Here is a 14,125-nt window from a genome sequence, read left to right as displayed (position 1 = left end):
ATGGTGCAGGCCCCCTGGCGTGCCGCACCGCCGCGGTGCTCGCGGGGCGTCGCGGCCGGCGGCGTGCGTGCGCCGGTGACCCATCCGCCTTGTAGGACGCCATCCGGTGGACGCTCGTCAAGCTAACGTGATACGGTGTGCGGCGATGTCATCCCTTCCGCTGATCGATCCCGATAACGCGCTATTCCTCGACTTCGACGGCACGCTGGCCGACCTGGCGCCACGCCCGGAGCTCGTGCAGGTCGAAGCGGGACTGGTGGGAACGCTGCGCACGCTGCACCGGCAGCTGGGCGGCGCGGTCGCGATCGTATCGGGGCGCACCATCGCCGAACTTGACGCCTTCCTGGCGCCGCTGCAGCTGCCCACCGCGGGCGTGCATGGCGCCGAACTGCGCGACGCCGAGGGCCGGCGGCTCGAAGTCCCCGCCCCCGATCTGGACCGGCTGCACCGCCGGCTCGAGGATTTCGCGCAGGCCCATCCCGGCCTGCGGCTCGAACGCAAGCCGATGGCGCTGGCGGTCCACTACCGCGCCGCGCCGGAGCTCGAGACGCTGGTGCGCGAACAGGTCGCCCAGGCGCTGGGCGATGTCAGCGGACTCGAAATGCTCCACGGCAAGATGGTGGTCGAGGTCAAGCCGGCCGGCGTCACCAAGGGCAGCGCGGTCGAGCTGATCATGCGCTCGCCGCCGTTTGCTGGCCGCATGCCGATCTTCGCCGGCGACGACGTGACGGACGAGGACGGCTTCGCGATGGTCGCCCATCTGGGCGGGGTCGGCGTGCTGGTCGGCCAGCGGCCGAGCGCCGCCACCGTCAGCGTGCCGGCGCCCGCGGACCTGCGCGCCTGGCTGCATCGCAGCGCGAAGGCGCTCGATGGCGGTGCGGCCGGTGGTGCCGGTGCCGCCGGCGAGGGCGGCAAGGCTGGCGGGCCATCCTCCGCGCATGCCGCCGGCGCCGACACCCATGCCGGCACCGATGCCGGCACCGATATCGACGCCGCTCCCGCCGCTGCCGCGGCAGCGGCGCCGTCCGGCAGCGGCACCAATCCATCCGCGTCCACCACCTCATCCTGACAAGGGGGAAGTTTGTGAGTCAGCCTGAATCCGGGGTAGCGCGCAACCGCGCCGACGAGATCAACAGCGACGGCACACAGCAGGGCGGGCGATATTGCCCGCCTTCGCTATCGCTGGGCATGATCGGCAACTGCGCCTTCTCGGCGCTGGTCGATTCGCGCGGCCGCATCGTCTGGTGCTGCCTGCCGCGCTTCGACGGCGATCCGGTCTTCAACGCGCTGCTGGACCCAAGCGAGAACGCCGGCCACTTCTCGATCGAGATCGAGGACTTCGCCGAATCGCGCCAATGGTACGAGCCGAATACCGCGGTGCTGCGCACGCGCCTGACGGACCGTCACGGCAATTGCCTCGAGATCACCGATTTCGCGCCGCGCTTTTTCCGCCTCGGCCGCTATTTCCGTCCGCTGACGCTGGTGCGGCGCATCCGCCCGGTCAAGGGCGCGCCGCGCGTGCGGGTCTGCATCGCGCCGCGCTTCAACTGGGGCCGCACGGTGCCGCAGACCTCGCGCGGCAGCAGCCACGTCCGCTTCGTCGGCGACGACATGACGCTGCGCATGACCACCGACGCGCCGCTGACCTATGTGATGGCCAACACGCCGTTCCTGGTCACGCAGGGCATGAACTTCATCCTCGGCCCCGACGAGACGCTGCAGCACGGCGTCGACGAGACCGCGCGCGACTTCGAGCAGGAGACCATCTCGTACTGGAAGCTGTGGACGCGCCGGCTGGCGGTGCCGCGCGAATGGCAGGACGCGGTGATCCGGGCCGCCATCACGCTGAAGATGTCGCTGTACGAGGAGACCGGCGCGATCGTCGCCGCGATGACCACCAGCATTCCCGAGGCCCCGCACAGCGGCCGCAACTGGGACTATCGCTTCTGCTGGCTGCGCGACGCCTTCTTCGTGATCCGCGCGCTCAACAGCCTGTCCGAAGTCGGCACCATGGAGGACTATCTGCGCTGGATGTCCAATGTGGTGATGCAGTCCAAGGACGGCCATATCCAGCCGCTGTACGGCATCGGCCTCGAACGCGAGCTGCCCGAGAGCGTGCTCGAACATGTCGCCGGCTACCGCGGCATGGGGCCGGTGCGGGTCGGCAACCAGGCGCAGGAACACTTCCAGCACGACGTCTACGGCAACGTGGTGCTCGGCGCCGCGCAGGCCTTCCACGACCACCGGCTGCTGCATCGCGGCGGCCCGGCCGAATACCGCGTGCTGGAGCAGGTCGGCGAACAGGCGGTGCGCGTGTTCGGCACGCCCGATGCCGGTATGTGGGAGTTGCGCACGCGCGCCCGGGTGCATACCTCGTCCGCGCTGATGAGCTGGGCGGCCTGCGACCGGCTCGCCAAGATCGGCGACGAGCTGCAGCTGCCGGCGCGGGCGGCCTACTGGCGCAAGCATGCGGACACGATGCGCGAGCGCATCCTGCGCGAATCGTGGAGCGAGGAACGCCAGGCCTTCGCCGAGAGCTTCGGCGGACGCGAGCTCGACGCCAGCGTGCTGCTGATGGCCGAGGTCGGCTTCATCGATCCGCGCGACGCGCGCTTCGTCGCGACCCTCGAACGGCTGGAAGAGGTGCTGTGCGACGGCCCCTACATGCGCCGCTACGAGGCGCCCGACGATTTCGGCAAGCCCGAGACCGCCTTCAACATCTGCACCTTCTGGCGGATCGATGCGCTCGCGCGCATCGGCCGCAAGGAACAGGCACGCGAGATCTTCGAGGCGATGCTGGCCGCGCGCAATCCGCTCGGCCTGCTGTCCGAGGACACGCATCCGGTCACCGGCGAAATGTGGGGCAATTTCCCGCAGACCTATTCGATGGTCGGCCTGATCAACGGCGCGATGCGCCTGTCGTCGCCATGGGACGCGGTGATCTGAGCCGGCCCCGATTCACCGGGCGGCGCGCGCCGGCGCGCCGCCACACAGGAGGCCTATGTCAAGACTGGTAGCGGTATCCAACCGCGTCGCCGACCCCCGCAATGCCGCCGCCGGCGGTTTGGCGGTGGCGCTCGGCGAAACGCTGAATGCCACCGGCGGGCTCTGGTTCGGCTGGAGCGGCCGGGTCGTCGAGACCGCGCAGGGTGGCACGCCCGGAGAAGGCGAACTGCATCTGCAGCATGCCGGCGACGTAACGCTGGCCACGGTCGACCTGAGCCGCGAGGACCACGACGCCTACTACCTCGGCTACAGCAACGGCGTGCTCTGGCCGGTGTTCCACTACCGCGTCGATCTGGCCGATTTCGACGCCGGCCATCTGAACGTCTACCGCCGCGTCAACCAGCTGTTCGCGCGCAAGCTGGCGCCGCTGCTGCGGCCGGACGACATGATCTGGATCCACGACTATCACCTGATTCCGCTGGCCGCGGAACTGCGGGCGATGGGATGCGGCCAGCGCATCGGTTTCTTCCTCCATATCCCGCTGCCGCCACCGCCGATCCTGACCACCATTCCGCAGCACGAATGGCTGATGCGCGCGCTGTTCGCCTACGACCTGATCGGCTTCCAGAGCCAGGCCGACCTCGAGCACTTCGCGCGCTACGCGCAGTCCGAGGCCGGCGCCGAGCCGATGGGCGACCACCGCTACCGCGCCTTCCATCGCACCGTGCGGGCGCAGGCGTTTCCGATCGGCATCGACGTCGACGAATTCGTCTCGCTGGGCAAGGGCCACGAGGCCCAGGAAACCTACGAGATGATGATGGCCCAGTACGCGCGCCGGCGGCTGCTGCTGGGCGTGGACCGGATGGACTATTCGAAGGGGCTGCCGGAGCGGCTGAAGGCGTTCCAGGCGCTGCTGGCGCAGTATCCCGAGAACCGTTCGAGCGCCACGCTGATCCAGATCGCGGCGCCCTCGCGCGAGTCCGTCGACGCCTATGCCGATCTGCGCCGCCAGCTGGAGGGCATGTCCGGGGCGATCAACGGCGAGTATGGCGAGCTCGACTGGATGCCGATCCGCTATATCCACCGCACCACGTCGCGCCGGCGCCTGCCCGGGCTGTGCCGCGCGGCGCGCGTCGCGCTGGTGACGCCGCTGCGCGACGGCATGAACCTGGTCGCCAAGGAATATATCGCCGCGCAGGACCCGGACGATCCCGGCGTGCTGGTGCTGTCGCGCTTCGCCGGCGCTGCCGAGCAGCTCAAGGAAGCGCTGCTGGTCAATCCCTACGACATCCAGGGCACCGCGCAGGCGATCCAGCAGGCGCTGCACATGCCGCTGGCAGAGCGGCAGAGCCGCCATCAGAAGCTGCTCGAGAACATCCGCGCCCAGGACGTGCACTGGTGGAGCCGCGAATACCTGCGCAGTCTTGCGGAGAGCGATCAGGGGTGATGGGGCACTCCATCTTTTTTCCGTCGCCCCAACCCTCTCCCCCTGAGGAGGAGAGGGAGAACGCAATCAGCTAGCGGGCCGCGCCCGCAGCCATCAGCGCAGGTCCTCGGGCGTATCGATATCCCTGAAGGCGCCGTCGTGATCGGTCAGGATGCGTGTCACCGCCCGGCCCTGCAGCAGCGCGCGGGCGCCCTCGTCGCCGTCCAGCCGCAGCAGCGCGTCGCGCCACGCGCGGCCGAACGCCACCGGGTGGCCGCGCCGGCCGTCGCGCCACGGCGCGGCAATCGCTTCGGCGCTGGCCTCCGGCGTGACGATGCTCAGCGCCACCGCGCGCACCAGTTCGACCGGCAGCCACGGCATGTCGGCCAGCGCCACCAGCCAGCCGGCCGCCTGTTCGCTGGCCGTGACCGCCGCCGCCAGCGCGGCGCCCATGCCGGCCTCGGCGCGCGCCGAGGCAACGACCTTGCAGCCGCCCTCGCTCAGTTCCCGTTCCAGTTCGGGTTGTCCCGGCCGCACGACGGCGATCGCGCCAGGCAGCGCGGTGGCCAGCGTGCGGGCGCTGTGCCAGGCCACCGTGCGTCCGTCCGGCAGCGCCTGCAGCAGCTTGTTGCGCGCGCCGCTGGCATCGAAGCGGCGGCCGTAGCCGGCGGCCAGCAGGATGCCGGCCGGCAGATCGGAATCGATCAGCGGCCCGGACTGCATGCGCTCGCCTCGTTGGCGGCCAGTTCGCGCGCGGCCTTGGCGCCCTCGACCTGCAGGATGTCGGGCAGCGACACGTGGTTCTTCGCCGCCACCACCTCGGCCAGGATCGAGATCGCGATCTCCGGCGGCGTGCGGCTGCCGATATAGATGCCGACCGGCCCATGCAGCCGCGCCAGCTGCGCGTCGTTCAGGTCGAATTCCTTCAAGCGCTCGCGCCGCGCCTGGTTGTTGCGGCGCGAGCCCAGCGCGCCGACATAGAACGCGCGCGTGCGCAGCGCCTCCATCAGCGCGAGATCGTCGAGCTTGGGGTCGTGCGTCAGCGCGATCACCGCGCAGCGCTCGTCCAGCTTCATCTCGATCACGGTGTCGTCCGGCATGGTGCGCACCATGGTGACGCCGGGAATGTCCCAGGTCTCGGTGTATTCCTCGCGCGGATCGCAGACGGTGACCTGGAAGCCGAGGCCGACCGCGATCTGGCACAGGTACTTCGACAGCTGGCCGGCGCCGATCACCAGCATCCGGTAGCGCGGCCCGTGGATCGTCGCCAGCGTGCGGCCGTCGAAGGTCAGGCCGTCGGTGGCCTCGGCAGGGCCCAGCGTGGCCTTGCCGGTCTCCATGTCGAGCGTGCGGGTCACCAGCCTGCCGTTCTCGACCGCGTCCAGCAGCTCGGCCAGTCCGCTGTCGGCGCTGACCGGCTCGGCGACCAGCTCGATCGTGCCGCCGCAGGGCTGGCCGAAGCGGTGCGCCTCCTCGGCGCTGATGCCGTACTTGATCGCCTCCGGCGCGCGGGCCGCGATGCCCTCGCGCCGGACCCGGTCGATGATGTCGTCCTCGATGCAGCCGCCCGACACCGAGCCGACCACCAGCCCGTCGTCGCGCACCGCCAGCATCGCGCCCTCGGGGCGGGGCGACGAGCCCCAGGTCCTGACCACCGTGACGAGCAGCGTGCGGTGGCCCTCGGCGGTCCAGCGCACGCTGCTTTTCAGGACTTCGAGATCCACGCTGTCCATGATCGCTTCCGTTTGGTTTGTTCGCCTGCTTGTTTGTCAGCCGGTTCGCCCGCGGCAGTGGCTTGGTTCGATTCGCCCGCCAAAGGTTCACCGGCTTCGCCTGCCTGTCCGTCGGCCGGCTGCTGGCCGCCGCTGACCGCCTCGGAAATGCGCGTGAAGAAGGTGTCCGCCATCTTGCGCGCGGCGCCGTCGACCAGCCGCGAGCCGATCTGCGCGATCTTGCCGCCGACCTGCGCCTGCACCGTGTACGACAGCACGGTCTCGTCGCCGTCGGGGTCCAGCCGCACCTTCGCGGTGCCCTTGCCGAAGCCGGCCGCGCCGCCCTGGCCGTCGAACGCGATGGTATAGCTGTCCGGCGCCTGGATGTCCTGCAGCGCCATCCGGCCCTTGAACTTCGCCTTCACCGGCCCGATCGCGGCCGTCATGCTGAGCAGATAGGCGTTGTCGCCATCGGGCTCGATACTCTCACATCCCGGAATGCAATGCTGGAGCAGGGCCGTGTCGTTCAACGCCTCCCAGGCGACCTGCTGCGGCACTGGCAGCCGGTGGGTTTGGGTCATTTCCATGGTGCGGGGTTCTCCTTGTCGTTGGGGGCTCGCCGGCCCGGGGCCGGACCGGGGCGCTGTTGCGCCGCGGAATGCGATGCGGAATGCGGTGCGGAAGGCGGCGCCGCCAGCAGCGATTCCAGCGCGAACAGGCTCGCCAGGTTGTGGGCGGGGCGCAGCGCGTCGACATGCGGCAGGATCGCCTGCACGCCGCGCGCCTGCGGCGTGAAGCCCGCGTAGCGCAACAGCGGATTCAGCCAGACGATGCGATGGGCGAAACGCCGCAGGCGCGCCATCTCGTCGCCGAGCAGGTCGATCCGTTCGTGATCGAGGCCGTCGGTGACCAGCAGCACGGTGGCGCGGCCGCCCAGCGTGCGGCGCGCCCACTGGCGGTTGAAAGTCGCCAGCGCGGCGCCGATGCGCGTGCCGCCGGCCCAGTCTCTCACCTGCTGCGAGATGGCCTCGACCGCGTCGTCCGGATCGCGCTCGCGCAGCGCCCGGCTGACATTGGTGAGCCGCGTGCCGAACAGGAAGACCGACAGCCGCTCGCGCGATTGCATCAAGGCATGGCAGAAGTACAGCACCGCACGCGAATACTGGCTCATCGATCCCGAGATATCGAGCAGCAGCACCAGCGGCGGGCGGCGCTCGGCGTGGCGGCGATATTTCCAGCGCATCCATTCGCCGTGCTGGCGCACCGCCAGACGCGCGCTGGCGCGCAGGTCGGCATGGGTGCCGTGCGCGGCGGCCCGCAGCCGGCGCGTGCGCTCGGTGGCCAGATGGGTGCGGCGCGAGCGGATCAGATGCTGCAGCGCGCGCCATTCGTCGGCCGACAGCGTGTCGAAGTCGCGCTGCGCCAGCCGCTCCTGCGCCGAGAAGGTCAGCACCGCGCCGATGCGCTCCTCGGCAGGCGAAGGCGCCGGTGCGGGTTGCGCGGCGGGCGGCTCGCGCGCGGCCAGCGCATCGGCGAGACGGTTGCTGCGGCGGGGCGGCGGTGCGCCGGCCTCGACGCGCGGCAGCAGCAGCGCGCGCAGCTTGCCCTCCCAGTCGGGGTCGCGCCAGAACAGGTCGAAGGCGGCGTCGAACAGCGGACGTTGATCGGGGCCGGACAGCATCAGCGCCGCCAGCGTGGCGTGCACCTCGTCGCGCCGGCCCAGGTCGACATGCCGCAGCGCCTGCAGCGCGTCGACCGCCTGCGCCGGCGACAGCGGCAGGCCGGCCGCGCGCAGCAGCCGTACGAAATGGGTGATATTGCGGGCCAGCACCGGCAGGGGCGGCGGCAGCGCCGCCGGCGCGACCGGCGTGGCCTGCCCGACCGGTGGACCCGGCGGCTCCGGCGGGACCGGCGCCGCCGCCGCGTCCGGCGCTGTCCCCGAACGAGGCTCGGGCGGAGTCGCGTCGGCTGGCTGGCGCGGCGTCATTCAGCGCTCCCCGGCCGGCTCCGTCGGCGTGCCGGCCAGCAGTTCGGCTACCGTTGGCCCGTCGACGCGCGCGAGATCGTCCTGGTACTTGAGCAGGACCCCGAGCGTGTCGCGCACCGAATCGGGATCCAGCTCGGTCACGCCGAGCGCCGCCAGCGCGCGGCACCAGTCGATTGCCTCGGCGATGCCGGGCGCCTTGAACAGATCGATGCCGCGCAGGCGGTGCACGAAGTCGATCGCCTGTGTCTGCAAGGCGGCCGCGGCCTCTGGTGCGCGGGCGGCGACGATGTCGAGCTCGCGCTGGCGCTCGGGATAGCCGATCCAGCGATAGAGGCAGCGGCGCTTGAGCGCGTCGTGCACCTCGCGCGTGCGGTTCGACGTGATCACGATCAGCGGCGGGCGTTGCGCGGCGATGCGGCCGATCTCCGGGATCGACACCTGGTATTCGGACAGCACCTCGAGCAGGAAGGCCTCGAACGGTTCGTCGGCGCGGTCGATCTCGTCGATCAGCAGCACGCGCGGCACCGCAGGAGCGGCCGGGTCGGGCAGCAGCGCCTCCAGCAGCGGGCGCTTGAGCAGGAATTCGTCGCGGTACAGCGATTGCGCCTCGGGCCGCTCGCCGCGCGCCTCGGCCAGCCGCAGCGCCATGATCTGGCGCGGATAGTCCCATTCGTACAGCGCGCTGGCGGCGTCGAGCCCTTCGTAGCACTGCAGGCGCAACAGCCTGGTGCCGAGGCCCGCGGCGATCGCCTGCGCCAGCGCGGTCTTGCCGACGCCGGGTTCGCCTTCCAGGAACAGCGGGCGCTGCATCTTCAGCGCGAGGAACAGCACGGTCGCGGTCTCGCGGTCGGCGAAATATTGCTCGCGCTGGAGCAGCGTCAGGGTCTGGTCGATCGAATCGGGCAGCATGAAGGCGAGGTCGGGCGATGGCTGGCGATGGCTGGCGATGGCTATGGCGGGCAGGCGGGCGGCGCGCTGATAAACGAAATCAGGTTCGCAGGGGGAAAGACTGCGGCGGGACGGCGGACCGGCGAGCCGCTGTCCTTCACGGCCCGCCGCGCCGCTTCACGTCCCGCCCCCCGCTTCAGGGCGATGGCGTGGACGACTGCGAGGAGGCCTTCATGGACGATTGCCCCAGCGCCTGCTCGACCGCCCGCGCCGCCAGCACCGGAATCAGATGCGCCCGGTACTCGGCGGACCCGTGCAGGTCGTCGTTCAGGCCCTCGGTCGGAATCGTCACGGCGCGCGCGGCCGCCGCGCTGAAGTCGGCCGACAGCGCCCGCTCCAGCGGCTCGCAGCGGAACACCGCATCGGCGGCGCCGGTCACGGCAACGCGCACGTCGCCGCCACTGCCACCGTTGCCACCGCCGCTGCCGTTCGCAGCGCCGCCGCCGACGCCACGCGCCACCATCACGCCGACCAGCGCAAAGCGCGAGGCCGGGTTGCGGAACTTGACGTAGGCCGCCTGCCGCGGACAGGGGAAGCGCACCGCGGTGATCAGCTCGTCCGGCTCGAGCGCGGTCTCGTACATGCCGACGAAGAAGTCGTCGGCGGCGATGCTGCGCCGGTCGGTCACCACGGTGGCGTTCAGCCCGAGCACCGCGGCCGGATAGCAGGCGGCCGGATCGTTGTTGGCGATCGAGCCGCCCAGCGTGCCGAGCGCGCGCACCTGGCGGTCGCCGATGCCGCCGGCCAGCGCGGCCAGCGCCGGCAGCCGGCGTTTGACCTCGGGGTGCGCCTCGACATCGGCGTGCCGCGCGCCGGCGCCGATCACCAGCGTGTCGCCCTCGACGCGGATATCGCGGATGCCTGGAATGCGGTTGATATCGACCAGCGTCGATGGCGCGGCCAGCCGCAGCTTCATCGCGGCGATCAGGCTCTGTCCGCCCGCCACGATCTTGGCGTCGGGGTCGTTGCGCAGCAGCGCGGCCGCGGCCTGGGCATCGGTCGCGCGTTGGAACTCGAATGCGTACATGGAAGTCTCCTCGCGCGTCAGATGGTCCGGGCCGCGGTGGCGGTCTGGCCGGTGGTCTGGTTCGCGGCCTGGCCCGCGGCCGGGGAAGCCCCCTGCGTGCCGCCGCGCTGCCTGGCCGCGTGGATCGCCTGCCAGACCCGGTGCGGGGTCGCGGGCATCTGCAGGTCGCGCACGCCCAGCGGCGACAGCGCGTCGATCAGCGCGTTGATGAAGGCCGGCGGCGAGCCGATCGCGCCGGCCTCGCCGCAGCCCTTGACGCCCAGCGGGTTGTGCGTGCACGGCGTGCCCTGCGCGGTCTCGACGGTGAAGTCGGGCAGATCGGCCGCGCGCGGCATCGCGTAATCCATGTACGAGCCGGTCAGCAGCTGGCCGCTGTCGCCGTCGTAGACGCACTGCTCGAGCATCGCCTGCCCCAGCCCCTGGCCGATGCCGCCGTGCACCTGCCCCTCGACGATCATCGGATTGATGATGTTGCCGAAGTCGTCGACCGCGGTGAACTTGACCACCTGCGTCTCGCCGGTGTCCGGGTCGACCTCGACCTCGCAGACATAGGCGCCCGACGGATAGGTGAAGTTGGTCGGGTCGTAGAACGCGTTCTCGTTCAGCCCCGGCTCCAGCCGTTCGAGTGGGTAGTTGTGCGGCACATAGGCCGACAGCGCGACCTCGCCGAAGGTCTTGCTGCGGTCGGTGCCGGCCACGCGGAACACGCCGTTGCTGAACTCGATGTCGTCGGCCGACGCTTCGAGCAGGTGCGCGGCGATCTGCTTCGCCTTGGCCTCGATCTTGTCGAGCGCCTTGACGATGGCCGAGCCGCCCACCGCCAGCGACCGCGAGCCGTAGGTCCCCATGCCGAACGGCACGCGGCCGGTGTCGCCGTGCACCACCTCGACCGCGTCGAGCGTAATGCCGAGCCGGTCGGCCACCACCTGCGCGAAGGTGGTCTCGTGGCCCTGCCCGTGGCTGTGCGAGCCGGTGAAGACGGTCACGGTGCCGGTCGGATGCACGCGGATCTCGCCGACCTCGAACAGGCCGGCGCGCGCGCCGAGCGCCCCGGCGATATTCGACGGCGCCAGCCCGCATGCCTCGATGTAGCAGGAATAGCCGAGACCGCGCAGCTTGCCGCGGCGCTGGGCCTCGTCGCGGCGCGCCGGGAAGCCGGCGACGTCGGCCAGCTCCTGCGCGCGCTGCAGGCAGGGCTCGTAGTCGCCGGTGTCGTAGGTCAGGCCGACCGGCGTGGCATAGGGGAAGCTGCGGATGAAATTGCGGCGGCGCAGTTCGGCCGGATCGATGCCGAGCTCGCGCGCCGCGGTCTCGACCAGGCGCTCGACCACATAGGTCGCCTCGGGCCGGCCCGCGCCGCGATAGGCGTCGACCGGCGCGGTATTGGTGAACACCGCGGTGACCTCGGCGTAGATCGCCGGGGTCGCGTACTGGCCGGCCAGCAGCGTCGCGTACAGGATGGTCGGCACGCTGGAGGCGAAGGTCGACAGGTAGGCGCCCATGTTGGCGGTCGTGTGGACCCGCATCGCCAGGAACTTGCCGTCGGCATCGAGCGCCAGTTCGGCGCGCGTGACATGGTCGCGGCCGTGGGCGTCGGTCAGGAAGGACTCCGAACGCTCGGCGGTCCACTTGATCGGCCGCTTGACTTTCTTCGACGCCCAGGTCAGCGCGACGTCCTCCGGATACAGGAAGATCTTCGAGCCGAAGCCGCCGCCCACGTCGGGCGCGATCACGCGCAGCCGCGATTCCGGCAGGCCCAGCACGAAGGCGCCCATCAGCAGCCGCTCGACGTGCGGGTTCTGGCTGGCGACGTACAGCGTATAGCTGTCGTCCATGCGGTTGTAGCTGGCGTTGACCGCGCGTGGCTCGATCGCGTTGGGGACCAGCCGGTTGTTGACGATCTCCAGCGTGGTCACGTGCGCGGCCTTGGCAAACGCCGCATCGGTGGCCGCGCGATCGCCATGGCCCCAGACGTAGCAGGTGTTGGCCGGCACGTCGTCGTGCACCAGCGCGGTGGCCGAGGTCGCGTCGGCGGTGCGCACCACCGCCGGCAGCTCCTCGTAATCGACCTCGATCTTCTCGGCGGCGTCGCGCGCCTGCTGCAGCGTCTCGGCCACCACCAGCGCGACCTGGTCGCCGACATGGCGGACCTTGCCCTGGGCCAGCACCGGATGCGGGGGCTCCTTCATCGGCGAGCCGTCGATGCTGTGGATCAGCCAGCCGCAAGGCAGGCCGCCGACCTTGTCGGCCGCCATGTCCTCGCCGGTGAAGACGCCGATCACGCCCGGCGAGGCCATCGCCTCGCGCGTGTCGATCGAGCGGATGCGCGCATGCGCGTAGGGCGAGCGGACGAAATAGCCGTAGCTCTGCTGCGGCTGCACGATGTCGTCGGTGTACTGGCCGATGCCGGTCAGGTAGCGGTAGTCTTCCTTGCGCTTGACGGAGGCGCCGACCAGCCGTTGGGTCTCGGGTGCGTTCATGGCGGGCTCCTCCTTACTCGGCCGCTGCGGTGGCCGCTGCGTTGGTCGGTGCCGTGGCCGATGCGTTGGCCGATGCGTTGGCCGATGCAGCGCCGCCGGTCATCGCGGCCTGGCCCTGCTGCACCGCGCGCACGATGTTGTGATAGCCGGTGCAGCGGCACAGGTTGCCGTCCAGATGCGCGCGGATCGTCGCGGCGTCTGCGTTCGGGTGCTCCTGCACCAGCGCGGTCGCGCTCATCACCATGCCGGGCGTGCAGAAGCCGCATTGCAGGCCGTGGCAGTCGCGGAAGGCGGCCTGCATCGGATGCAGTTCGCCGTCGGGGGCCAGCCCCTCGATGGTGGTCACCTGGCTACCGTCCGCCTGCACCGCCAGCAGGTTGCACGACTTTACCGCCCGCCCGTCCAGATGCACGGTGCAGGCGCCGCATTGCGCGGTGTCGCAGCCGACATGGGTGCCAGTCAGGCGCAGCTGTTCACGCAGGAATTGGACGAGAAGGGTGTGGGGTTCGACCTGGGCGTCGACGGTCTTGCCGTTGACGGTCAGGCGGATCGGAATCGCCATGCTGGTCTCCATGTGGGTGGACGCACATGGCCGGCCCCGGACATCCCGCGTGTATCCCGAAAATGCGCGATGACTGCCCGGAACAGGCTACGGCGCGGTGCTGCCGCTTGTTGGAACGCGGCTATTTCGTGATGGTGGTGCAGCGAGTGTTACAGCAACGATGCAGCTAACGATGCAGCGGTCAATTCGGGCGACGGGCGATCCGCCGCGGTCCATCGGCCGGTGAACGTTCGGGCCGAAAAGGCTCTAACAGTAAATCACAAATCCCTGGGGTGTGCCATGCGGGTTGCCCCGTTCGGCGCTTGCTAGAATGGCCGGCCGCGTGGGCGGGGCAGGTCCGGCATGACCTTGTCGCCGACGGCCACCGTACCCCTCTTCGAACCCTGCACCGAACCACCGCATTCATCGATGGAAGGCCTGATCGACTGGCTGTTCGACACCGCCGCGCTGCCCAAGGTTGGACTGAGCGCGATCTTTCTCGTCAGCCTGCTGTCGGCGACGTTGCTGCCGGTCGGCTCGGAGCCCGCGGTATTCGGCTATATCAAGCTCAATCCGGACATGTACTGGCCCGCGCTGCTGGTGGCCACCGCCGGCAACACGCTCGGCGGCGCGATCGACTGGTGGCTGGGCTATGCGGCCAAGCTGGCGCTGGTGCGCTACCACCTGCGGCGCCAGCATCGCGAACACGAGCGCGAGCATGCCGAACACCGCAAGCATCCGCGCAAGCCCCGCAAGCCGCCGCTGGACGCGCGCTACTTCCGCTGGATGCGCCGGCTCGGCCCGAAGACGCTGCTGCTGTCCTGGCTGCCGATGTTGGGTGATCCATTGTGCACATTGGCCGGATGGCTGCGCCTGCCGTTCTGGCCGAGCCTGGGCTACATGGCGATCGGCAAGCTGCTGCGCTATCTGGCGATGACCAGCGCGCTGCTGTGGATTCCGGACAGCTTCTGGCAGCGGCTCGGCGACACCATGCGGGCCTGGTTCTAGACGGTCCGCCGATTCCCGCCGCCAGCCGGAGTGCCCATCGCCCCAGCGCG

12 protein-coding genes are annotated in these 14,125 nt (G+C 70.4%); 4 read left to right on the top strand and 8 right to left on the bottom strand.

Features of this window, described 5'->3' with window-relative positions:
- Positions 1-145: 145 nt before the first annotated feature.
- The 3 genes from otsB to otsA all read left to right on the top strand — a co-directional run bounded on the left by otsB (position 146) and on the right by otsA (position 4,393).
- Positions 146-1,069: a trehalose-phosphatase gene (gene otsB, locus K7G19_RS18845; RefSeq protein ID WP_150084766.1), complete on the top strand. Its 924-nt coding sequence runs from the start codon at positions 146-148 to the stop codon at positions 1,067-1,069.
- Positions 1,070-1,188: 119 nt separating this feature from the next.
- A complete protein-coding gene (locus K7G19_RS18840; RefSeq protein WP_149320169.1) occupies positions 1,189-2,946 on the top strand; it encodes a glycoside hydrolase family 15 protein in 1,758 nt (585 codons plus the stop codon).
- A 55-nt stretch (positions 2,947-3,001) separates the two neighbouring features.
- Positions 3,002-4,393 carry an alpha,alpha-trehalose-phosphate synthase (UDP-forming) gene (gene otsA, locus K7G19_RS18835; protein ID WP_149320151.1) on the top strand — a complete coding sequence of 464 codons (1,392 nt, stop codon included), beginning with the start codon at positions 3,002-3,004 and terminating at the stop codon, positions 4,391-4,393.
- 93 nt (positions 4,394-4,486) lie between these two features.
- Here the strand turns inward: otsA and K7G19_RS18830 are convergent, their stop codons facing one another.
- The 8 genes from K7G19_RS18830 to K7G19_RS18795 form a co-directional block, all read right to left on the bottom strand.
- Positions 4,487-5,095, bottom strand: coding sequence for an NTP transferase domain-containing protein (locus tag K7G19_RS18830; protein WP_149320152.1), 609 nt, complete (start codon positions 5,093-5,095; stop codon positions 4,487-4,489).
- Positions 5,077-6,105 (bottom strand): XdhC family protein, encoded by a 1,029-nt coding sequence (locus K7G19_RS18825; protein WP_226108549.1) that lies wholly within the window; start codon positions 6,103-6,105, stop codon positions 5,077-5,079. The genes K7G19_RS18830 and K7G19_RS18825 overlap by 19 nt, the downstream gene beginning before the upstream one ends.
- On the bottom strand, positions 6,078-6,671 hold the full coding sequence (locus K7G19_RS18820) for a CoxG family protein (RefSeq protein WP_226108548.1): 594 nt from the start codon (positions 6,669-6,671) through the stop codon (positions 6,078-6,080). The genes K7G19_RS18825 and K7G19_RS18820 overlap by 28 nt, the downstream gene beginning before the upstream one ends.
- Positions 6,662-8,071 carry a VWA domain-containing protein gene (locus tag K7G19_RS18815; protein WP_226108547.1) on the bottom strand — a complete coding sequence of 470 codons (1,410 nt, stop codon included), beginning with the start codon at positions 8,069-8,071 and terminating at the stop codon, positions 6,662-6,664. The genes K7G19_RS18820 and K7G19_RS18815 overlap by 10 nt, the downstream gene beginning before the upstream one ends.
- Positions 8,072-8,980, bottom strand: coding sequence for a MoxR family ATPase (locus K7G19_RS18810; RefSeq protein WP_226108545.1), 909 nt, complete (start codon positions 8,978-8,980; stop codon positions 8,072-8,074). It lies immediately after the preceding gene.
- A gap of 175 nt (positions 8,981-9,155) precedes the next feature.
- Positions 9,156-10,046, bottom strand: coding sequence for a xanthine dehydrogenase family protein subunit M (locus K7G19_RS18805; protein ID WP_226108543.1), 891 nt, complete (start codon positions 10,044-10,046; stop codon positions 9,156-9,158).
- A 17-nt stretch (positions 10,047-10,063) separates the two neighbouring features.
- Positions 10,064-12,526, bottom strand: coding sequence for a xanthine dehydrogenase family protein molybdopterin-binding subunit (locus tag K7G19_RS18800; RefSeq protein WP_226108541.1), 2,463 nt, complete (start codon positions 12,524-12,526; stop codon positions 10,064-10,066).
- 13 nt (positions 12,527-12,539) lie between these two features.
- Positions 12,540-13,088, bottom strand: coding sequence for a (2Fe-2S)-binding protein (locus tag K7G19_RS18795; RefSeq protein ID WP_150084480.1), 549 nt, complete (start codon positions 13,086-13,088; stop codon positions 12,540-12,542).
- A 408-nt stretch (positions 13,089-13,496) separates the two neighbouring features.
- Here K7G19_RS18795 and K7G19_RS18790 point away from each other — a divergent pair, with 408 nt between their 5' ends.
- The gene (locus K7G19_RS18790) at positions 13,497-14,075 is read left to right on the top strand and encodes a YqaA family protein (RefSeq protein WP_149320159.1); all 579 of its coding nucleotides are present in this window, start codon (positions 13,497-13,499) and stop codon (positions 14,073-14,075) included.
- The last annotated feature ends 50 nt before the right edge of the window (positions 14,076-14,125 follow it).

It is taken from the genome of Cupriavidus sp. DB3, assembly GCF_020418465.1.
Taxonomy (GTDB): domain Bacteria; phylum Pseudomonadota; class Gammaproteobacteria; order Burkholderiales; family Burkholderiaceae; genus Cupriavidus; species Cupriavidus cauae.
This window is presented reverse-complemented; position numbering and strand designations above follow the sequence as displayed.